Annotated in this window: 17 protein-coding genes and 2 pseudogenes; 10 read left to right on the forward strand and 9 right to left on the reverse strand. The window is 63.8% G+C overall.

Annotation, left to right across the window (positions count from 1 at the left end; genetic code table 11):
* Position 1 precedes the first annotated feature (1 nt).
* From RMET_RS19890 to RMET_RS19905, 4 genes and pseudogenes are all read left to right on the forward strand, one after another.
* Complete coding sequence (locus RMET_RS19890) at positions 2–1,201, forward strand: efflux RND transporter periplasmic adaptor subunit (protein ID WP_049799793.1); 1,200 nt, start codon at positions 2–4, stop codon at positions 1,199–1,201.
* A gap of 13 nt (positions 1,202–1,214) precedes the next feature.
* A pseudogene (locus RMET_RS19895) lies at positions 1,215–4,340 on the forward strand (efflux RND transporter permease subunit).
* Between the two features lie 217 nt (positions 4,341–4,557).
* Positions 4,558–5,574 carry a GGDEF domain-containing protein gene (locus RMET_RS19900; RefSeq protein WP_011518354.1) on the forward strand — a complete coding sequence of 339 codons (1,017 nt, stop codon included), beginning with the start codon at positions 4,558–4,560 and terminating at the stop codon, positions 5,572–5,574.
* Positions 5,575–5,870: 296 nt separating this feature from the next.
* Entirely contained in the window at positions 5,871–7,685 is a 1,815-nt protein-coding gene (locus RMET_RS19905; protein ID WP_011518355.1) for a tannase/feruloyl esterase family alpha/beta hydrolase, read from the forward strand.
* A gap of 20 nt (positions 7,686–7,705) precedes the next feature.
* On the opposite strand, the gene RMET_RS19910 is transcribed toward RMET_RS19905, so the two are convergent.
* Entirely contained in the window at positions 7,706–8,236 is a 531-nt protein-coding gene (locus RMET_RS19910) for an ATP-binding protein (RefSeq protein ID WP_011518356.1), read from the reverse strand.
* Positions 8,237–8,384: 148 nt separating this feature from the next.
* On the opposite strand from RMET_RS19910, the gene RMET_RS19915 reads away from it, so the two are divergent.
* Positions 8,385–8,855 (forward strand): carboxymuconolactone decarboxylase family protein, encoded by a 471-nt coding sequence (locus RMET_RS19915; protein ID WP_029308846.1) that lies wholly within the window; start codon positions 8,385–8,387, stop codon positions 8,853–8,855.
* A complete protein-coding gene (locus RMET_RS19920) occupies positions 8,855–9,715 on the forward strand; it encodes a sigma-70 family RNA polymerase sigma factor (protein ID WP_011518358.1) in 861 nt (286 codons plus the stop codon). Before RMET_RS19915 ends, RMET_RS19920 begins: the two co-directional genes overlap by 1 nt.
* 32 nt (positions 9,716–9,747) lie before the next feature.
* Here the strand turns inward: RMET_RS19920 and RMET_RS19925 are convergent, their stop codons facing one another.
* From RMET_RS19925 to RMET_RS19935, 3 genes are all read right to left on the reverse strand, one after another.
* A complete protein-coding gene (locus tag RMET_RS19925; protein ID WP_011518359.1) occupies positions 9,748–9,978 on the reverse strand; it encodes a hypothetical protein in 231 nt (76 codons plus the stop codon).
* 131 nt (positions 9,979–10,109) lie between these two features.
* On the reverse strand, positions 10,110–10,928 hold the full coding sequence (locus RMET_RS19930; RefSeq protein WP_011518361.1) for a class I SAM-dependent methyltransferase: 819 nt from the start codon (positions 10,926–10,928) through the stop codon (positions 10,110–10,112).
* Positions 10,929–10,997: 69 nt separating this feature from the next.
* Positions 10,998–11,237: a DUF2789 domain-containing protein gene (locus RMET_RS19935; RefSeq protein WP_011518362.1), complete on the reverse strand. Its 240-nt coding sequence runs from the start codon at positions 11,235–11,237 to the stop codon at positions 10,998–11,000.
* Positions 11,238–11,442: 205 nt separating this feature from the next.
* On the opposite strand from RMET_RS19935, the gene RMET_RS19940 reads away from it, so the two are divergent.
* Positions 11,443–11,928 (forward strand): VOC family protein, encoded by a 486-nt coding sequence (locus RMET_RS19940; protein ID WP_011518363.1) that lies wholly within the window; start codon positions 11,443–11,445, stop codon positions 11,926–11,928.
* Between the two features lie 8 nt (positions 11,929–11,936).
* On the opposite strand, the gene RMET_RS19945 is transcribed toward RMET_RS19940, so the two are convergent.
* From RMET_RS19945 to RMET_RS19965, 5 genes are all read right to left on the reverse strand, one after another.
* Positions 11,937–13,406 carry a TIGR01777 family oxidoreductase gene (locus tag RMET_RS19945; protein WP_011518364.1) on the reverse strand — a complete coding sequence of 490 codons (1,470 nt, stop codon included), beginning with the start codon at positions 13,404–13,406 and terminating at the stop codon, positions 11,937–11,939.
* Entirely contained in the window at positions 13,403–14,284 is an 882-nt protein-coding gene (locus tag RMET_RS19950) for a thiol-disulfide oxidoreductase DCC family protein (protein WP_011518365.1), read from the reverse strand. The genes RMET_RS19945 and RMET_RS19950 overlap by 4 nt, the downstream gene beginning before the upstream one ends.
* A 48-nt stretch (positions 14,285–14,332) precedes the next feature.
* Positions 14,333–14,797 (reverse strand): DUF2269 family protein, encoded by a 465-nt coding sequence (locus RMET_RS19955; protein ID WP_029309805.1) that lies wholly within the window; start codon positions 14,795–14,797, stop codon positions 14,333–14,335.
* Positions 14,773–16,095 (reverse strand): SDR family oxidoreductase, encoded by a 1,323-nt coding sequence (locus RMET_RS19960; protein ID WP_080710334.1) that lies wholly within the window; start codon positions 16,093–16,095, stop codon positions 14,773–14,775. The genes RMET_RS19955 and RMET_RS19960 overlap by 25 nt, the downstream gene beginning before the upstream one ends.
* Positions 16,096–16,168: 73 nt before the next feature.
* Positions 16,169–16,696 carry a GbsR/MarR family transcriptional regulator gene (locus tag RMET_RS19965; RefSeq protein ID WP_029309806.1) on the reverse strand — a complete coding sequence of 176 codons (528 nt, stop codon included), beginning with the start codon at positions 16,694–16,696 and terminating at the stop codon, positions 16,169–16,171.
* Between the two features lie 213 nt (positions 16,697–16,909).
* Between RMET_RS19965 and RMET_RS19970 the strand changes: the two genes are divergently transcribed.
* The 3 genes and pseudogenes from RMET_RS19970 to RMET_RS19980 form a co-directional block, all read left to right on the forward strand.
* Positions 16,910–18,250 carry an LLM class flavin-dependent oxidoreductase gene (locus RMET_RS19970; protein ID WP_029309807.1) on the forward strand — a complete coding sequence of 447 codons (1,341 nt, stop codon included), beginning with the start codon at positions 16,910–16,912 and terminating at the stop codon, positions 18,248–18,250.
* 119 nt (positions 18,251–18,369) lie between these two features.
* Complete coding sequence (locus tag RMET_RS19975; RefSeq protein ID WP_011518370.1) at positions 18,370–19,191, forward strand: MetQ/NlpA family ABC transporter substrate-binding protein; 822 nt, start codon at positions 18,370–18,372, stop codon at positions 19,189–19,191.
* A 15-nt stretch (positions 19,192–19,206) separates the two neighbouring features.
* Positions 19,207–19,986: pseudogene (locus RMET_RS19980) on the forward strand (methionine ABC transporter ATP-binding protein); the annotation flags it as partial.
* Positions 19,987–19,994 lie beyond the last annotated feature (8 nt).

Raw genomic sequence — 19,994 nt, forward strand, 5'->3', positions numbered from 1 at the left:
TATGCCGCTCATCTCCCGCGATTCCCGCTTCACCCGTGCCGGCGCCGCGCGTCTGGCGGCCGTGCTGTCACTGTGCGTCCTTACGCTGGGCGCCTGCGGCAAGAAGGAAGCGCCCGAGAACGACGACGAGCCGAAGGTGGCTGGTCAGGTCATCGAGTATCCGGCGAGCGTCAGGTCGCTGCCCGGCGTCGTCGGCCAGCCGGTCAAGAGCGGCGGCGATCGGATGCTGAGCATGCCCGGCCGTCTGGTCTGGAACGAGGACAAGACGGTGCGCGTGGCTTCGCCGTTCGCCGGCCGCGTGATGGAGATTCTGGTGCAGCCCGGCGCCACCGTGAAGGCAGGCCAGCCGCTGGCGATGCTGACGTCGCCCGATTTTGGCTCGGCGCAGGCCGATGCCCGCAAGGCGTCCGCGGATAGCGCCGTGGCGTCGAAGGCGCTGGCGCGCCAGCGCGAGCTGTATGAGGCCGGGGTCATCGCCCAGAAGGATCTGGAGCAGGCGCAGGCGGACAACGCGCGCGCCGCGGCTGACCAGCAGCGCACGCAGGCAGCGCTGCGCATGTACGGCGCTTCCGGCAGCGACGGCGTGAACCAGCGTTTTGCGCTGCGCAGCCCGATCGACGGCCTGGTGGTCGAGCGCAATATCAATCCGGGGATGGAACTGCGTCCCGACCAGCCGCCCACCGCACCGCTGTACCTGATCACCGATCCCACGACGCTGTGGGCACAGCTCGATGCCGCCGAGGCGGACCTTGGCCACTTCAGGCCCGGCGTGACCGTGCAGCTTGCCAGCGCCGCTTACCCCGGCGAGACGTTCACGGGCACCGTGGTCAAGATCGCGGATTACGTTGATCCGTCGTCGCGCAGCGTCAAGGTGCGTCTGTCCGTGCCGAATGCCGACCGCCGCCTGAAGGCCGAGATGTTCGTTACGGCGAAGATGCAGGCCGCGTCGTTCCAGGGGATCTCGGTGCCGTCGAAGGCCGTGTTCCTGGCCGACAACAAGAACTATGTGTTCGTGCGAACCACGCCTAACAGGTTCGAGCGCCGCGAGGTCAAGCTCGGCGTGACGATTCCGGGCACGACCGAGGTGGTGGAAGGCCTGAAAGAGGGCGACGTGGTGATCACCGACGGCAATCTCTATCTGCAGGACATCCTGCGCGATGCCACCGCGGTGAATGCCGCGCGTGCGACTGCCAAGCATTAAGGACGGCAGCCACATGATTTCACGTATCGTCAATTTCGCGCTGCACCAGAAGCTGTTCGTCTGGCTTGGCCTGATCATCTTCGTCGCGGGCGGCCTGGCCGCTTTCAAGAACCTGCCGATCGAAGCGTTCCCGGACGTCTCGGACATCCAGGTCAACGTGATCACGCTGTACCCGGGCCGGGCCGCCGAGGAAGTGGAGCGCCAGGTCACGATTCCGATCGAAACCGCGCTGGCGGGCACGCCGAATTCGGTGCGTGTGTTCTCGCATACGCAGTTCGGCCTGTCGTTCATGATGGTGACCTTCAACGACAAGGCCACCGACATCGTCGCGCGCCAGCAGATCATCGAACGGCTGCGCAGCGTTGACCTGCCCGACGGCGTGCAGCCGGAACTGGCGCCGCTTTCCACCGCCATCGGTGAGATCTATCGCTTCCGCCTGAGCGGCAAGGGCTACACGCCGCAGGAACTGCGCACGCTGCAGGACTGGGTGGTGGAGAAGAATCTGCGTCAGGTGCCGGGCGTGGCCGACGTGGTTACGATCGGCGGCTCGATCAAGCAGTACGAGGTAAACCCGAATCTGGGCCGCATGCGCGACAGCAAGATCTCGCTGTCGCAACTGTTCACGGCGCTTCAGCGCGGCAACTCGAACGCCGGCGGTGGCTCGGTGGCGCATGGACGCCAGCAGTACCTGCTGCGTTCGCTGGGCAGCTTCCGTAGCTCGGCCGACATCGCCAACGTGGTGGTGGCCGAGAACAACGGCACGCCGATCCTGGTCAAGGACATCGCCGAGGTCAAGATCGGCGCCGCGCCGCCGCAGGGCCTGATGGGCCAGGACGACGAGGACGACATCGTCTCGGGCATCGTGGTGATGCGCAAGGGCGAGAACCCGTCGATCGTGCTCGAGGCGCTGAAGAAGAAGATCGAACTGCTCGACGACCAGATTCTGCCGAAGGGCGTGAAGCTGGTGCCGTACTACGACCGCTCGACGTTGATCGACAAGACGCTGCACACGGTGTTTGGCAACCTGGTGGAGGGCGCGCTGCTGGTGATGGCCGTGCTGTACCTGTTCCTGGCCAACGTGCGCGCGGCGGCGATCGTGGCGCTGGTGATCCCGCTGGCGTTGCTGTCGACGTTCATCGGCCTGACCTGGGTGGGCATTCCGGCCAACCTGCTGTCGCTGGGGGCGATGGACTTCGGCATCATCGTCGACGGCGCGGTGATCGTCGTCGAGAACATCTTCAAGCGGCTGGGCGAACTCAAGGAACAGCAGATCAAGGACAACAAGGCGCGGATGCACGCGATCCTTCAGGCCACCACAGAGGTGGGGCGTCCGACCGTGTTCTCGATGATCATCATCATCGCCGCGCACATCCCGATCTTCACGCTGCAGCGCCACGAAGGAAAGATCTTCGCGCCGATGGCGTACACCGTGACGGGCGCGCTGGTCGGCTCGCTGATTGTCTCGCTGACCGTGGTGCCGCTGCTGTGCCACCTGCTGCTCAAGAAGAACATCGCGCACGAGGACAACTTCGTGGTGCGCCAGTGCAAGCGCCTCTATGAGCCGATGCTGGCGTGGGCGCTCGAGAACAAGAAGAAGGTCGTGGCCATCGCCGTGGGCCTGCTGGTGGCCACCGTCGGCGTGGGCAAGTTCCTGGGCAGCGAATTCCTGCCCGAACTCGACGAAGGCTCGATGTGGGTCAGCTTCGACTTGCCGGCCTCGGTGTCGCTGGACGAGGCACGCGATCAGGCGCGTCTGCTGCGCAACGTGATTCGCACCACGCCCGAGGTCAACACGACGATCTCCAAGGTGGGCCGTCCCGACGACGGCACCGATCCGAAGTTGATCAACACCGTGGAAATCCTGGTCGACCTGAAGAGCGACAAGGCATGGCGCGCTGGCTTCGACAAGCGCAAGATCATCGAGGAAATCAACCACAACCTGCGCAAGATGCCGGGCATCGAGCCTAACTTCTCGCAGCCGGTGCGCGACAACATCCTGGAAAGCATCTCGCAGATCAAGGGCCAGATCGTGATCAAGGTGCAGAGCGACAGCCTCGAGCACAACAAGAAGGTGGCGGATCAGATCCTGGCCAACGTGCAGTCGGTACGCGGCGTGATGCGCGCGTTCATCGACCGTGACGGCGAGCTGCCGCAGTACGTGCTTGATTTCGATCGCGCCCAGGCTGCCCGCTACGGCATCAACGTGGCCGACGTGCAGGACCTGATGGAAAGCGCACTCGGCGGCAAGGCCGCGACGGAGTTGTGGGAAGGCGAGAAGCACTTCAGCGTGGTAGTACGCCTGAAGCCGGGCGAGCGCGAACTACCGAACCTGCCGAACATCTTCATGCAGACCGCCGATGGCGCGCAGGTGCCGCTGTCGCAGCTGGTGACGTTCCGGGCCGCGTCGGGCGCGATGAACATCAGCCGCGAGAACGGCCAGCGCACCACGTCGATCGGTATCTTCATCCACGACCGCGACATGGGTAGCGTGGTGAAGGACATGCAGGAGCTGGTGAAGAAGAACGTCAATGCCTAGGACGTCAAGATCAGTTGGTCGGGCGAGTTCGAGAACCAGGAACGCGCGATGGCGCGCCTGTCGATCGTGGTGCCGCTGTCGGTGCTGCTGATCTTCCTGCTGCTGTTCAACGCGTTCCAGTCGTTCAAGAGCGCGGCGCTGATCATCTCGAACATTCCGTTCGCGCTGATCGGTGGTGTGTTTGCGCTGTTCCTGACCGGCATTCCGCTGTCGGTCTCGGCGGCAATCGGCTTCATCGCGCTGTTCGGGCAGGCCGTGCTGAACGGCGTGGTGATGGTGACCTACTTCAACCAGTTGCGCGAGGAAGGCATGCCGGTGCGCCAGGCCGTGCTGACCGGCTCGATGGATCGTCTGCGCACCGTGCTGATGACCGCGATGCTGGCTATGCTGGGCCTGTTCCCGATGGCGATCTCGCGCGCCATCGGCTCGGAAACGCAGCGGCCGCTGGCGATCGTGATCATCGGTGGCCTGATTACGGCCACGCTGCTGACGCTGATCGTGCTGCCCACGCTCTACGAATGGATGGTTGGCCGCTCATGGCCGGACGAGCCGGACACAAGCGGTAGGGATGACGGCCGGTTGCCTGAGCATGTGGCAAGCTGACAGTCGGTACGTAGAAGAAACCGGGGCTCTGGCCCCGGTTTTTTTATGAACCATTGCTGGACTCGGTGGAAGGACGATTTGGTTTCCGCCTGTCGATGGCAACGAGGAAATCGTTCAGCAAAGCGATATGATTTCTCACTCAGCCGAGTTGGCCGGCAGGCGCCTGTTGCGGTATGTTCTAGAGCGAAAGCACAGCATGGAAGAGGAGACAAAACCCATGGAGTTGATCCTTGAGCGGCTTTCGGAGTCCGTTGCCACGGCGGAGAATCTGGAGCAACTCACGAGACCGCTGCTGGAGATGCTGGAACTGATCACCGGCCTTGAGTCCCTGTACCTGACGTCGATCGATGAAGAGGCGGGTTTGCAGTCCGTTGACTTTGTCAGGAACGCGGGCGAACTTGTGATTCCCGAGGGGCTGTCCGTTCCATGGTCCGACACCCTCTGCAAGCGTTGCCTGGAGGAAGGCCGCCGCTACACGTCGAACGCGAGCGAGATCTGGGGGGATTCACAGGCCGCGAGGGCGCTCGGCATCGAGACATACGCCAGTGCCCCCATTCGCGCGAGCGATGGGGAGATCATTGGTACGTTGTGCGGGGCGAGCAAGCGCAGCCAACCGCTGGGGCCGCAGGCGTTCAGCGCCTTGAACATCTTCTCGAAGCTGATTGGACACCATATCGAGCGAGAACGATTGCTTGAGGAACTGAGGCGGTCGAACGAGTACCTCGCGAACTTCGCGTTGACCGACGCCCTGACGGGCCTGCCCAACAGACGGGCGCTCCACGGAGAGCTTGGCAGACTGCTGGCGCGCGCAACCAGGGACGAATCCCACGTCGTCGTCGGCATCATCGATCTCGATGACTTCAAACGCATCAACGACTCATACGGACATGTGGTCGGAGACCAGTTCCTGAGCGAATGTTCAAAGCGCCTATCCGGCATTGTGCGAGACACCGACATGCTGGCCCGCGTGGGTGGCGACGAGTTTGCGCTGGTGGCGCCCTGTCCGGCGTCTGCAACGCAGGCGCATAGCCTGGCCGACCAATTGCAGAAGCGTGCGTTGGCGGCGACTCGCGGTGTCTACACGCTTGCCGACGTCACGATCGATTACGCTGGTGTGAGCGCAGGTGTCGTGGCCGTCAGGCCCGTCTCCGTCGAACAGGCGCTGGAACTGGCGGACGCCGCCATGTATCGCGAGAAGCGGCAACGCAAGCAATCTGGCCCAAACGGTGGGTGACCGCTTCAGCAATGACCGGCGCTGACACGCGTCCGGCCCGATGCTTCGGGCGCAACGCCCGGAGCAACCAATAAGCAGACAGCAACGGGCTGCCAGCCAGTTTGGAACCCCGCGCGCGCGTCGTCGGCGCAAGCTTCGTGCCGTTGGCATGTAGTTGCGCCCCACAACATCGCCGCGTGTATGGAGCGATGAAGCACGCTGCGCCTGCCAGCGAACCTGCTCCCCCTCTGACGTCGAGGAGGCGCAAAGGCTCTTCCATTCCAATCCACTAGAGAAGACCGTTCCAGGAGATATCCATGAGCTCTCGGCATCGTTCCGGGCTGTTCGCGCACGCCTATTCGGGCGCTATTTCATTCCTCACGTCGTTCACCATCGGCGTGGCGGCTGTCAGTCTCGCCGGTTGTGGTGGCGATGGCAGTTCCAGTGCCACCACCGGCACGTCATCGGGGTCCACCTCGACGAGCACCGGCTCCACCACCACGGCCACCACGTTGCAGGTTGTCGCGCCGGTCATCGACTGCTCGCAATTGGCCTCGGTCGACATCACGGACATTGGCGGCGCCGGCAGCAAGATCGCTTCGGCGACGATCACCACCACGACCATCAACGGTGCCACCGTGCAGCTTTGCACGGTGAAGGGAACGCTGGCGCCGTCGAACACATTCGCAGTGGCGCTTCCGGTCAGTACCTGGACGCAACGGTTTGCCGAACTCGGATGCGGCGGCTTGTGCGGCAACGTGAGCGATCCGACCAAGCAAAGCTCGTTCAGCTTCAGCTACAACTGCCCGCTGGTGCAACAGGGCGGGTTCGTCACGGCGGCGACCGATATGGGACATACCGGTTCGGATGCGACGTGGTCATCGGATACGCAGAAGCAGGCTGACTTTGCCTATCGCGGCCAGCACATCACGACGCTTGCGGCGAAGAAGCTGATCAAGTCCTACTATGGGCAGGCGCAGAAGTACTCGTACTTCGTGGGTTGCTCGGATGGTGGACGCGAAGCGCTGATGGCCGCGCAGCGTTATCCCAACGACTACAACGGGATCGTCGCTGGCGCCCCGGCAGCCCATTTCCAGACGCAGAACTCGCTGTATCACGGCTGGAGCGTGGTGTCGAACAGCACGACCGGCGATAACACCGGCAACGTCGTGCTGTATGCGGACAAGGCAAAGGTACTGCACAAGGCCGTGGTCGCCGCCTGTGGTGGAACCAGCGGCGCGCCAGACGGCCTGCTCGCGGATCCGCGTGCGTGCAACTTCAATCCGGTTTCGATCCAGTGCGCGGCTGGCGCGACGGACACCAGCAATTGCCTGACAGCAGCCGAAGTCACCACGGCAAGCCGGATCTACAGCGGTCCGACGGACACCACCACCGGCAAGCGGATGCTTGCGGGCTCGCCGCAACTTGGGTCCGAGGCAAACTGGATCGGCGTGGAAGTGCCGAACTCGAACTCGACCGATGCGCCGGCGCCGGTAACCAGCCTGTTCAGCAACATGATCGTGACGGGCGCCTATAACCTGATCTTCACGGGCTCGCCGACCATGCCGAACATCAATACGTTCGGCTATCACGATGGCAACTTCTATACCGACTACCTGGCCGCCAATCATCCACTCAACGATGCCACCAATCCTGATCTGTCGGCATTCCAGAATGCGGGCGGCAAGCTGATCCTGTGGCATGGCTGGGCGGACCAGCACATCTCGCCGCTGTTCACGATCGCTTACTACGAAGCCATGCAGAACACGATGGGTACGTCGGCCGTGGATGCATTCGCGCGGCTGTACCTGGTGCCTGGCGTGGGCCATTGCGGCGGTGGGGAGGGCAATCCGAACATCGACCTGGTATCGCGGATCACGGCCTGGGTGGAGCAGGGCACGGGGCCCAGCAGTGTCATGACGTACCAGACCGACACGTCCAGCAATGTCACGGCATCGCGCCCGGTCTATCCGTACCCGGCAGTGGCCATGTACAAGGGTTCCGGCGACTGGCATGACGGCGCGAACTACGTCAGCGGCGGTCCGCTGTACAACGTCGCGACGGCGGCGTGGGCGGGATCGAGCTTCTATACGCCTTATACGGCGAAGGTTCAGGGGGTGGCGGCGCCTTGAGCGTGCGGAGGGCGCCGGACCTATTTGGGTCCGGCGCCCTCGATGATCGCATTCCGGGCCGCCAGCACGCTCTGCAGCCTGGCTTCGACGGTCCCATCCCCCTCCAGATACAGTACCGGACAACGCAGATTCTGCAGCCACTGCCGATGCTTCTCCAGGCTACGGCCTTCGGCGGTGCCTGCATCGTATTGGGCGGCCCACTCGAGAAACTCCGTATCGGCCTTGCCGAAGCGGTGCTCCTCGCGCAGCTTGAGCCGGGCCAGGCGGATCGGCGTCGGTACGTACAGAAAGACCACCAGGTCGAAGGCGTGCTCCAGCGCTTCACCCCACTCCATCACCGCCCCCGCCACAACGGTTTCGGGGCGCGCGCGCAGATCCTTCAGCAGCCGGGCACAACGTTCCTCGGGCTCGAATTTCACCTGATACGGCGGGTTGGTGGGGCGCCAGAAGTAGTCATCCGTTTCGAGGGCGTGCGTCTGGGTCGCTTCGGCGATGGCGTTGGCCAGCGTCGACGTGCCGGAGCCTGCTGCGCCGGTAATCAGGATCTTCATGCCGGTCGTATTGTGGGGGGGGAGGTGGGCGTTCGATTGTAGCAAGGCGCACTTTCCGGCCTCGCTCGCAAATATTTTTCGCTTCGATGTCACAAGCAAGGGGGGCTCGTTCGTCATGTCATCGTCACCCACACAAGGAGATGAAACCATGACTGCAAGACTTGACCCGTTCGCCGCCGCTCCCGTTCAGATGAAGTCCTGGATGGGCACATCCATTGCCATAGCCGGGAGTCTCGAGCCGAGCCTGGTGTCGCTGGTTGAAGTCCGCGCGTCGCAGATCAACGGATGCGCAAACTGCATTAACATGCACACGACCCAGGCACGCGAACGCGGGGAGACGGAACAGCGCCTCTATCTGCTGTCCGCCTGGCGAGAAGCGCCTTGCTACACCGATCGCGAGCGCGCGGCACTGGGCTGGACCGAAGCCATGACCCGGTTGTCCGAAGGGCACGCGCTCGACCGTGCCAGCGCGACGCTCAGGGAACACTTTACCGAGGAGGAGCAGGTGAAGCTTACGCTCATGATCAACGTGATCAACGGCTGGAACCGGCTCGCGGTCGGATTCGGTCTCTGGGTCGATCCGGCGGCTGCCAAGGCCGCGGCCAAGGCAGCCGCGTGATGGTGGCGGACGCCGGTCTTTCGGAAGCCGCGGCGAGCTTCGAGCCATTGCGGCCCAAGCTGATCCGCGTCGCGTACCGGATGCTCGGTTCGGTCGCGGATGCGGAGGACGTGGTGCAGGAAGCGTTCATCCGTTGGATGAACGCCGAGCGCGCCGAGGTGCGTGTGCCCGAGGCGTTCCTGCGGCGCATGGTGATGCGGATGTGCCTCGACGAGCTGAAATCGGCGCGTCACCAGCGCGAAACCTACATCGGTCCCTGGCTTCCCGACCCGGTCATCGAGGAAGAGGAGCAGGACGACGTCACGCTGCCGCTGATGCTGGCGCTCGAACGCCTGTCGCCTCTCGAGCGCGCGGCGTTCCTGCTGCACGACGTGTTCGGCCTCGCGTTCGATGAGGTGGCGGCGACGATCCAGCGCGAGCCGGCCGCGTGCCGGCAGCTTGCGGCGCGGGCGCGTGCCAATGTGAGGGAATCGCGCCCGCGTTTTCAGGTCGAGAAGGAGCGGGGCCTGGCACTCGCAAAGGCATTCTTCGACGCCTCACGCAGCGGAGACATGGGCACGCTCAGCACGATGCTGGCGGCCGATGTGAGCCTGCATGCGGACGGCGGCGGCCAGCGCCCGGCGATTGGCCATCCGGTGTTCGGCTTCGACGAGGTAATGCGTGTGCATGAACAACTGTCGAAATACTTCCAGAAGAATGGCTCGACCTTTGTCCGCGCGGCTTTCATCAACGGGTTGCCGGGCATCGTCACGCGCGAATCCGACGGCGAACTGCAGACGACGGCGCTAGAGATCGAGGGCGGCAAGATCGCGGCAATTTATGTGGTGCGCAACCCGGACAAGCTGCGGCATCTGCATTAACGGCCCGCGCAGTACCGTCTGTTATCGGCTGTTCACTTCGGAAACACGGGAAAGCGAACGCGTGAACCCTTGGGCATCGGTGGTGGATGCAAGTTCGCTTGCCTGATGGGTTTGCCGGGGTACGTCGCGGCAGCGAACGCGCGTGCTTCCTCCGGCGCGGCGAACCGCCGCGTTTCGCCGGCCGTCCCGTCGTGGTGCAGGGGCGTGACGAACCAGCCGCCATTGAGCGGACCACTGATGACGATGCGAGCGACCACGGTCATGTGCCTGAAATGCTGAATGTCCGTGTCAGCATATCAAGCGCAGTGCGTCGGATCGAGCGTGTTGCCGGGTGGGTCGATGGGTGGGGTCAATGGGTGGGGCGGCGTGGCAGGGGGGCTGAATTGCGCGCCGATCAAGCCCTGGCGCTGAACACGTGCGCCTGAATCTTCCCGCTAACCGGACCGGGGCCGAACTCCCTCGTCAGCGCCTTCGCACAGGCGAGCGTGGCATTCACCAGCGCATCGGGGCCGAATGCCTCCAGTTCGCCGCGTAGCGGCGTTCCCTGGCAGAAGGCGATGGCAGGCGTGTTGGCGTCCACGGCACGGCTTTCGGCGGCGACGGTTGCGCATGTGGAGGCTTCGGAAAAGCCTCCGAGCCTCAGATCGGCCGCCACGACCGCCGGGTCGTGATAACCATGAGGCGTGCGTGCGAGAAACACAGGCGGCTTGTGCGGAAACATGCCGGTCAGCGTTTGCGTTACCGTATGCGCGAACGCGTTTTCCTCGATGCGATCCCACACGTTGAAAAGCAGCACGCCCCCGGGCTTCAGCACACGGCGCGCTTCGGCGAAAGCCTTGTGCTTCTCGGGAAAGAACATCGCCCCGAACTGGCAGATCACCAGATCGAAACTTGCGTCGGGGAAGGGTAGCTGCATGGCGTCGGCCTGCCGCCACGTCAGCGGCCGCGAGGTGCCGATGGCGGCGGCGCGATCCAGCATCGGTCGATTGAGGTCGGTGGCCACGATCGACGTGCCGTCGGGCAGGTCACTCGCCAGCCGCCGTGTCAGCGCGCCAGTTCCCGCAGCAACCTCGAGCACGTGTGTTGGCGCGAGTGCTGCGGCACGCGCGGCGAGGTCCGCCGCGTATGGTTCGAAGATCAACGGGACCATCAGCGTGTCGTACAACTCCGGAACGGAGCCTGCGAAGACCGTGTCTGTTCCATGCGATGTCATGGCTCGCCTCTTGTCCCTGCCCCCGGTGTTGCGTGCCGGGGGATGGTCGATCCAGCTTTCTGAAGCGAACTAAGCCGGGGCGCGTAGCGCCAGGTTCAACTGGTCCACCGCTTCCGCCCAGTCCGCATCCTCGGCGATCTCGTCGCGCAGCAGCGATGCCTGGGCGGGAGTCCAGAACGCAGCGTCCCAAAGTTCGACGTTCTGCGGAAGCGGCGAATGCTTCGCAATGAATGCGCGGATATCGCTCTCGTCCGATGGCAATCCGAGCTGGGCGAAGAGTTCGGAGAACTGGTGAAACGGGGCATCCATGGGGAATCTCCGGTTGATCAGTTGGATCTGTGCAAGGCACTTCCTACAAGATAGCAGCCAATGCAGCGAACTGGCTGACTTCTGCTTTCGCGCGCGGTGGTGGCATCAATACCTGCGTCGGCCCTCATACTGTGAGACATTGGCGTTTCCCGAGAACGGCACCGGGCTTGTGGACGCTGGTGCCTGACGCTTCAGGAGGTACGAGATGGCCAGCAAGAACACGATCTGTCTGTGGTACGACGGCGATGCGCTCGACGCCGCGACTTTCTATGCCAAGACCTTCCCCGACAGCGCCGTCGGCGCCGTCTTCCGCGCACCTGGCGACTATCCCGATGGCAAGCAGGGCGATGTCCTGACGGTGGAGTTCACCGTGGCGGGCATTCCCTGTGTTGGTCTCAATGGCGGCCCGCATTTCAAGCACAGCGAGGCGTTCTCGTTTCAGATCGCCACTGACGATCAGGCTGAGACCGACCGACTTTGGAATGCAATCGTCAGCCACGGCGGCCAGGAAAGCGCGTGTGGCTGGTGCAAGGACCGGTGGGGATTGTGCTGGCAGATCACGCCGCGCGCGCTCCTGGCTGCAATCACGGACCCCGATCGCGCGGCGGCCAAACGGGCGTTCGATGCCATGATGACCATGGGCAAGATCGACATCGCCGCGATCGAGGCGGCACGGGCGGGCCGAAGCTAATTCCGGAGCTAATGCCGGAGCGAAGCTCTATCCCCGGTCAGATCGCGTAGTGCCGATTCGGCTGCAGGAAAGCGAAACGCAAAGCCCTCCCGTTGCAGCCGTGCCGGGATCACCCGCTGACCCGCAAGTAGCAATTCGCTCATCTCGCCCGCTGCCCACCGAAGTGGCGCCGCGGGCAGGTGGAACCACACAGGTCGGCGAAGCACCTTGCCGACGGTACGAGCGAACTCTGCTTGCGTCAGGCAGCCCGGTGCCGTCGCGTTGTAGACGCCGCTCATGCCCGGGTCCGACAATGCCCGCGCGAGGATACGCAGCAGATCCTCGCGATGAATCCAGCTCATCACCTGCCTTCCGTTTCCCAGTCGCCCACCCAGGCCGAAGTAGTGAGGCAGCATCATGGGTGGGAGGGCGCCACCGGGTCCGAAGACCACGCCAAGCCGTAGCACGACCATGCGGAGGCCGTAGTCACGCAGTGGCTCGGCGGATTCCTCCCATCTCCGACATAGCTCGGACATAAAGCCGCCTCCGGGCGCGCTGTGCTCGTCCAGCAGCTGATCGCCGTCGCGTGCGCCGTAGAAGCCGATGGCGGATGCCTGAATCCAGATGGCAGGCTTGTGCGTGGCATGACTGGCCCAGCGTGTCAGCGCTTGCGTGACACCGACGCGGCTGGCCAGCAACTGCGCCCGCCGCCGCTGGCTCCAGCGCGGCCCCAGTACTGGTGCGCCGGCCAGATTGATTACCGCGTCAAACCGTTCCTGTGCGTGCAATTGATCGAGGGACGTCACGCTGCGGGCGCGGCCGGTGAACTGATATGCCGCGCGTAGCGGGTCGCGTGCCAGTAGCGTGACGGTATGGCCGGCATCGAGCAGTTGGGTGACGAGCGCCTCGCCGATGAATCCGGTGCCGCCCGTCACCAGAACGCTCAGGTGTGATTGCCCGGCGAATGGATTGACGGCCGCGCCGCGACGGCTCATGCGTCTCGCGGCGAGTCCATCGCGAATGCCAGACACCGTCACCCCTGCGGCGGCGAGGCTTAACAGCCAGCCGCGCCAGCCGAAGCTGGCGATTGCCAGTCCCGTGGGTGCCTGGAACCACTCGACAAGCTGAACCGCGTACAAGCCAAACAGCGCGCCGCCATTGATGGCCAGCAGCGTGTGGAGCACACGCTCGGTGGCCGGGAGTTTGCGGCTTCGATCCTCCACGACGAAATCCCAGAGCGTCAGCCATACTTCCACCACCACGAGGCCGGCGATGGCGAATGTCCAGATGCCAAAGAACTTGAGATTGGCCATCGACGCAAACAGCACGCCGTACAGCACGGCGCGGATGGCGTGGATGGACAGCTCTCGCCGTGCGCGGGGGCTGTGTGACAGGCCTTGTGTCAGCTCGTGGTGGTAGAGCGTGTCGAAGGCGCCCATCAGCGCCTGCACGATCAGGAGATTGATGGTCCAGTCCAGGACCGGCAAGGTGTTGTTCATGCTGCGTCCTTTCGCCACAGATAGAGCAATGGTGGAATCATCGTGAGCAGCGCCACCGCGTCGACCAATACATGCGGCCATACGTGCGCTTGCAGCGAGATCAACAAGTCTTGCGGCGCCCAGACCAGCAGGCCGACCAGCAACCACCCCCATGCCATCCGGTGTCGCGTTCGGTTGCCCAGATGCACCAGCGCCAGCATCCATATCGCCGAGCATTGCAGGGTGGCGCCAAAGAGCGCGATCCACCAGACCTGCTGCGCTCTGGCCTGCGCTGGCGCCGCGCCCGACCAGAACGATTGCTCGACGATGCGGTGGTATGTACCAAAGAGCGTTGCGTCTGCCGCCCACGGCATGGCGGCGCCGACAAGCAGATGCGCGATGGCAGCGGCATACATCCAGCGAACCGCCAATTGGCGGGAATCTCGCCGAGCGGGACGGTCCTCAGCGGCATCGGTTAATTCCTTGCCGCTGAGGAACGGGTTGCCAGTGCCACAGGAATCGCCGTCACAGGCCGTTGCGGTGCCGTAGCCCAGCCAGCGTGAAAGCGTGTAGCGATTGCCTGCAAAGGCGCGGTACAGGTTCGCCAGTACACGACGCAGCCCGGGTACCCGCAACGGCAACACCAGCCAGCCATGCCCCGCCAGCGTGTAGGCCGCGATCATGCAGTCGATGCCGACGAGCAGGCGGCCATCGGACGTGCGGCCATGCAGCTCGCGGTTCAGTGCGGCGAGATCCACGTTCAACGACGAGCAATCGAAACCCTCTTGCGCGATGTCGACGAAAGCCAGCTGGTGTTGTGTGTCCCATTCGCTCAGGCGCCGCATCTCGGCGGCACAGAACGGGCATTTGCCATCGAAGTAAAGAACCAGCGCGTTCATCTGGTCGCCCTCCATTTGTCGTTCAACGCATCCGCTCATATCACCCGCTCACATCGGCTTGAACACCATCAGCGCGAACACGGCCACCATCGCGGCGAATGCCGGATAGCCGAGGTATTCCCAGCGGCGCGCATCGCGCCAATAGGACGCCGGCAGTGGCGTGCCACGTTCGTGCGCGGCCATTGCCGTCCGGGACATGCGGATCTGGTACCACACCACCGGAAGCCAGCAGGCGCCCGCGAAAAGATAGAGCGCGGCGGATGCCACGATCCATGGCGAGTTCAGCGGATATCCGGCCAGATGGAGCATGTAGGCGCCGGACAAGGGCTGGACGATGACCGCAGGCGTGGTGAACCACCAGTCCGCCCGCACCACGAGACGCGAGACCACGGCGATGGCTTCGGTCGAGCCCGAGCGGTTGGCGAAGAACAGGTAGAAGGCCGTCCCAAAACCGGTGCCGACCAGCACGACGGACGAGATGATGTGAATCACCTTGATGGCGAGGTATTCCATGATTCCTGCTCCGCGTAGAGGATGAAGAGAATGGCGAGAATCGGCAGGTTCTTGAGCACCGGCCCGAACGGATGCCAGAGGAACTGCGGCAATGCGACGGCGATGATCAGCGAGTAGCCGGCGACAAGCGCAGCCTGAAGCGCCCATAGCCGGCGTGACGGATAGCGCAGGCATCCGACGGCCATGGCCGCATCTACGAAGACCGCGGCATATAGCGTCACGATGGCGGGCGTGCCATGCAATCCGACTGCGCCGAGCAGTGCCAGGCTGTCGGCAAGCGGGTAGGCGAACAGCGTGACCAGTGCCGTGGCCAACCAGACAAGGGCCATCACGATCCGCAGCATCGGCATACGCCATGCGCCAACGGCGCGATGGCGCAGGCAATCGGCTTCACCGGGTGCGATGAAAGTGCCAATGGCGCGTGGCCGATGTCCGAGCAGGCGCGTCAGCGGCGCGGCATCGCCATGACACCCGCGCCGGAGCATCCGCCACGTGTCGGGGGTCAGCTTCGATCCCGGCACGCAACGCGCCACATACGCGGCCACCGTCATGCACGGGGCGGGAATGGTCGCCCACATTGGCGCTGGCAACTGCATTCCCTGGCGATAGGTGTCCAGCATCGCCCGATATGACATGCGGCTTGCGCCGACGACCTCAATGCACTGGCCCGGGGGAATAGCCGGAACGATGACAGTGACGACGGTATCCACGAGATCGTCGATATGAACCGGTTGAAACCTGGCATCGCCAAGTTCGGGTACCGGTATCACCGGAAGACTCGCCAGGGTACGAAACATCGCGGCGGAGTCGCCGTCCTGGGCATACACGAGCGATGGATAGAGGACCTGCCACTGCACGGGCAAAGCACGCAGCACGTCGTCTGCACCGCGCTTGCTGCGAAAGTAGGGCGTGTCGCCGCGATCGGCGCCAAGCGCCGAGATCTGGATGACGCGGCCCACTCCGGCCTTGGCGCAGGCGCGGAACAACGCCGCCGGCGCCAGGTGATGGACGGCTTCGAAGCGATTCGTGCCGGTTTCGACGATGATGCCGACGGCATTGATGACGACGTGCATGCCTTGCACGCGCGGAAGCCATTGCTCGATGGTGGTATCGGTCCCGAAATCCATGGCGACGTCACGAGCCGACGTTGGCGTGCGTACACCGCGAATCACCTCATGCCCCTGCGCTTCCAGACGTTTGCACAGCACGGCGCCAATCAGGCCCGATGCGCCGCACACCAGGACCCTGAGCCGCCTGTGATCCGCCATCCCTGCCGTTCCCTTCTCTTCGCTGTTCATACAGTTATTTCAGTAATGACAGAAATAATCGGGTAAAAAAGAAACGGGTCGATGCCCGTTTCCCATGGAAGCCTTAGCTACGTTTGCGTACCGCGTTGCTGATCTTCGCCGTCAAGCCCAGTGTCTTCATCAGCGTCTCCGGTTTCAGCCGCAGCATTTCATCGGCCAGCGTGCTCATGGTTTCGATGAACTTCAGGGTTTCCTCGATACGTTCGCGCGTTCCGGTGTCTTCTTCGCCGATTGCCGGGTTGTCGAGGCATTCCCGCAGCGCAACGGCCGTCGGATCGATCTCACGCTGCCGGCGGCCGGCCACGATGAGCTTGAACAGTTCCCAGATGTCGGTCGACGTCTCGAAGAAGTCACGACGCTCGCCCTTGATATGCACCACCTTGACGAGGTGCCAGGACTGCAGTTCCTTGAGACTGTTGCTCACGTTGGAGCGGGCCACGCCCAGCGTATCCGTGATTTCCTCGGCGTCCATGGGGCGCGCGGCCAGATAGAGCAGGGCGTGAACCTGCGCCACGGTGCGATTGACACCCCAGCGCGAGCCCATTTCCCCCCAGTGCAGCACGAAGCGTTCGGCGATCGGTTTCAGTTCCATGCGTTGCATTCTATTCATTCAGTTATTTCTGTCAAGAGAGAAATAGCGGGGATGAGGTGGGAAGGTGCCGCGGGGATGTTCCGGGCCGGGGGCATAACGATATTGGCTTTCGTTCGTTCCTTCCTCCCGCACGCATCCCTATGCTGTCACGCCAAGGTATCCACCCACCGGGCTGGCGCGAGGCGCCGAAATGCCCGCCAGCAGACCGCTACCATGACCACTCCCGAGGCACCCCGCCAACTCCACCTGAATCTCAACGCGCTGCACGCCGGCTTTGTGCCGTCCGCGTGGCGCCTGCCGGAAAGCGATCCGCGTGCATTCGTCGATGTCCAGCACTACATCCGTCTTGCCCAGGTGGCCGAGGCCGGCAAGTTCGACGCGATCTTCCTGGCTGATAACGCGTCGATCGCAGACCAGATCAACTTTCGCCCAATCACCGCGCTGGAGCCGACCGTGCTGTTGGCTTGCGTTGCGGCGGCCACCACGCATATCGGGCTGGTGGCGACCGCATCCACGAGCTACAACGAGCCCTACAACATCGCCCGCCGCTTTGCCACGCTCGACCATGTCAGCGGTGGGCGCGCGGGCTGGAATGTGGTGACCACTGCCGATGCCGGTTCCGCCCGCAACTTTGGCCGCGCCGCGCCGCCGGATCATGCGCAGCGCTATGGTCGCGCCGACGAGTTCACGAACGTCGTCAAGGCGCTCTGGGATAGCTGGGAGGACGACGCTTTCGTTGGTGACCGGGCGACGGGGCGCTTCGTCGATACGGACAAGCTGCAGCCCATCGCGCACCACGGCCAGTACTTCAACGTCCATGGGCCGCTGAACCTGCCGCGCACGCCGCAAGGGTATCCGGTGCTGTTCCAGGCCGGCGGATCGTCGGACGGGCGCGAACTGGCCGCGCGCCATGCCGAGGCGGTGTTCTCCGCCTCGCAGTCGTTCGAGGAATCGCTGGCCTATCGTCGAGACATCAATCAGCGTGCCGAGGCACTGGGGCGCGGGCCCGGCGCGGTCAAGATCCTGCCGGGGCTGACCACGATCATCGGCGCTACCGAGGCCCAGGCACGCCGCCGGCGCGATGATCTGATCGACCTGATCCCGTGGGACTACAGCCTGAACCGGCTGGCGGGCACGCTGGGCATTGCGGTGGATCGTCTATCGCTCAATGCGCCATTGCCGAACGATCTGCAATTGCCTGCAAACGGCAATCACACATTCTTCCGCGCCACCCTCGCGCTGGCGCAGCGCGAGGGTTTGACCGTGCGTGCGCTGATACGCGAGCTGGCGGGTGGTGGTGGTCATCGCGTCATCGTCGGCACGCCGGAGCAGATCGCTGACGATATCGAGCACTGGTTCCGTCATGGGGCCGCCGACGGGTTCAACCTGATGCCCGACGTGCTGCCCGGTGGCGTCGAGGATTTCGTCGACGGTGTGGTGCCGATTCTTCAACGGCGCGGGCTGTTCCGCACGGAATACACGGGACGCACCCTGCGCGACCACATGGGACTGGCACGACCCGCTGGACGCACGCGCGAGCAGGCCGCGGCGTAGCGGCACCGCCCACGGTACATCGTCGCCGTACTTTGCATTTGCTACCTCGTATTCCTTCTTGGACCCGCGGCAGCGGCCTTCATAGACTGGTGCTTCCCAATACTTCCGCACCTTGCTCCATGAAACGACGCTCCGCACTTGCTTCCCTGGCAGCCCTGGCCATCGCGCTGCCCGCATTCTCCATCGGCACCGTCCACGCCCAAACGACGGGCAAGCCCCTCAAGGTGGGCGTGCGCGGCGGAGTCGATGAAGAAATCTGGGAAGTTGTCACGCGCGAGGCCGCGAAGAACGGCCTGAAGGTGGAGCCCGTGATCATCACGGGCACCGCCAGCCCGAACGAGGCGCTGAACAATGGTGACCTCGATGCCAACTCGTTCCAGCACATCCCGTTCCTGCGTGATCAGATCCGCCAGCGCGGCTACAAGATCGTCAACGTCGGCACCACGCTGATCTCGCCGATCGCCTTCTACTCGCGCAAGGTCAAGTCGCTGGAAGCGCTGCCGAACGGCGCGCGCATCGGCATTCCGAACGACCCGAGCAATCAGACCCGCGCGCTGGTCATCCTGCGCGATCACGGTCTTGTCAAGCTCAAGGACGGTTTCGATCCGTCCACGGGCACGGCATCGCTGGCGGACATCACGGCCAACCCGCGCAAGCTCGATCTCGTTGAAAGCGCGTCGGTGGTGCTGCCGCGCGCGCTGCCCGATCTCGATGCCGCAGCCATCATCAACACGTTCGCGTACCAGGCCGGGCTGATTTCCTCGCGCGACGGCATTGCCGTCGAAAAGCGGGAGAACAATCCCTACGTCAATGTGATCGCGGTGCGCGAGAAGGACAGGAACGCGCCGTGGGTCGCAACGCTCGTGAAGTCATATCAGTCCGACGCCGTGCGCAAGTTCATCCTGACCAAGTATCAGGGATCGATCATCCCGGCATTCTGACGAGGGAGACTAGCAATGCACACCGTATCCCAGTTGCACGCGCGCGATTCCCATATCGTGTTCGAGCAGGTTGGCAAGACCTATCCCGGCGCGGCGACGCCCGCGCTGACCGACGTGTCATTCTCGATCGGGCGTGGCGAGCGCTTTGGCATCATTGGGCGCAGCGGCGCGGGCAAGTCGACGCTGCTGCGCACGATAAATATGCTCGAGCGCCCTGACGAGGGACATGTTCGCGTCGACGGCGTCGATATCGGCACGCTAGACGAGAAAGGACTTGTCGCATTGCGCCGGCGCATCGGCATGATCTTCCAGCATTTCAATCTGATGTCGGCCAAGACCGTCTTCGAGAATGTCGCGTTGCCGCTGCGTGTGGCGGGGGTGGGACGAGCGGAGACAGCGTCGCGCGTCAACGAGCTGCTGGCGCTGGTAGGGCTGGCGGACAAGGCGAATGCCTACCCGGCGATGCTCTCCGGTGGACAGAAGCAACGCGTTGGCATTGCCCGCGCGCTGGTGCATCGGCCGGAGATCCTGCTGTGCGACGAGGCCACGTCGGCGCTGGACCCCGAAACCACGGAACAGATCCTGGCGCTGCTGCGTGACATCAACCGACAGTTCGCGCTGACCATTGTGCTGATCACGCACGATATGGCGGTGATCGACGAAGCGTGCGATCGCGTGCTGGTACTCGATCACGGCCATGCGATGGAGCATGGCCCGGTCTGGCGTGTCTTCAGCGAACCGAAGGCCGACGCCACTATCGCGCTGCTGCGTCCGCTGCGCAAACGCCTGCAAGCGCAGGCTCA

Origin of the sequence: Cupriavidus metallidurans CH34, from assembly GCF_000196015.1 — a bacterium.
Lineage (GTDB): Bacteria > Pseudomonadota > Gammaproteobacteria > Burkholderiales > Burkholderiaceae > Cupriavidus > Cupriavidus metallidurans.

Bases quoted from the DNA above. Each gene is read 5' to 3' on its own strand.
- RMET_RS19890 (WP_049799793.1), top strand. From the start codon at position 2: ATGCCGCTCATCTCCCGCGATTCCCGCTTCACCCGTGCCGGCGCCGCG.
- RMET_RS19900 (WP_011518354.1), top strand. From the start codon at position 4,558: ATGGAGTTGATCCTTGAGCGGCTTTCGGAGTCCGTTGCCACGGCGGAG.
- RMET_RS19905 (WP_011518355.1), top strand. From the start codon at position 5,871: ATGAGCTCTCGGCATCGTTCCGGGCTGTTCGCGCACGCCTATTCGGGC.
- RMET_RS19910 (WP_011518356.1), bottom strand. From the start codon at position 8,236: ATGAAGATCCTGATTACCGGCGCAGCAGGCTCCGGCACGTCGACGCTG.
- RMET_RS19915 (WP_029308846.1), top strand. From the start codon at position 8,385: ATGACTGCAAGACTTGACCCGTTCGCCGCCGCTCCCGTTCAGATGAAG.
- RMET_RS19920 (WP_011518358.1), top strand. From the start codon at position 8,855: ATGGTGGCGGACGCCGGTCTTTCGGAAGCCGCGGCGAGCTTCGAGCCA.
- RMET_RS19925 (WP_011518359.1), bottom strand. From the start codon at position 9,978: ATGACCGTGGTCGCTCGCATCGTCATCAGTGGTCCGCTCAATGGCGGC.
- RMET_RS19930 (WP_011518361.1), bottom strand. From the start codon at position 10,928: ATGACATCGCATGGAACAGACACGGTCTTCGCAGGCTCCGTTCCGGAG.
- RMET_RS19935 (WP_011518362.1), bottom strand. From the start codon at position 11,237: ATGGATGCCCCGTTTCACCAGTTCTCCGAACTCTTCGCCCAGCTCGGA.
- RMET_RS19940 (WP_011518363.1), top strand. From the start codon at position 11,443: ATGGCCAGCAAGAACACGATCTGTCTGTGGTACGACGGCGATGCGCTC.
- RMET_RS19945 (WP_011518364.1), bottom strand. From the start codon at position 13,406: ATGAACAACACCTTGCCGGTCCTGGACTGGACCATCAATCTCCTGATC.
- RMET_RS19950 (WP_011518365.1), bottom strand. From the start codon at position 14,284: ATGAACGCGCTGGTTCTTTACTTCGATGGCAAATGCCCGTTCTGTGCC.
- RMET_RS19955 (WP_029309805.1), bottom strand. From the start codon at position 14,797: ATGGAATACCTCGCCATCAAGGTGATTCACATCATCTCGTCCGTCGTG.
- RMET_RS19960 (WP_080710334.1), bottom strand. From the start codon at position 16,095: ATGAACAGCGAAGAGAAGGGAACGGCAGGGATGGCGGATCACAGGCGG.
- RMET_RS19965 (WP_029309806.1), bottom strand. From the start codon at position 16,696: ATGGAACTGAAACCGATCGCCGAACGCTTCGTGCTGCACTGGGGGGAA.
- RMET_RS19970 (WP_029309807.1), top strand. From the start codon at position 16,910: ATGACCACTCCCGAGGCACCCCGCCAACTCCACCTGAATCTCAACGCG.
- RMET_RS19975 (WP_011518370.1), top strand. From the start codon at position 18,370: ATGAAACGACGCTCCGCACTTGCTTCCCTGGCAGCCCTGGCCATCGCG.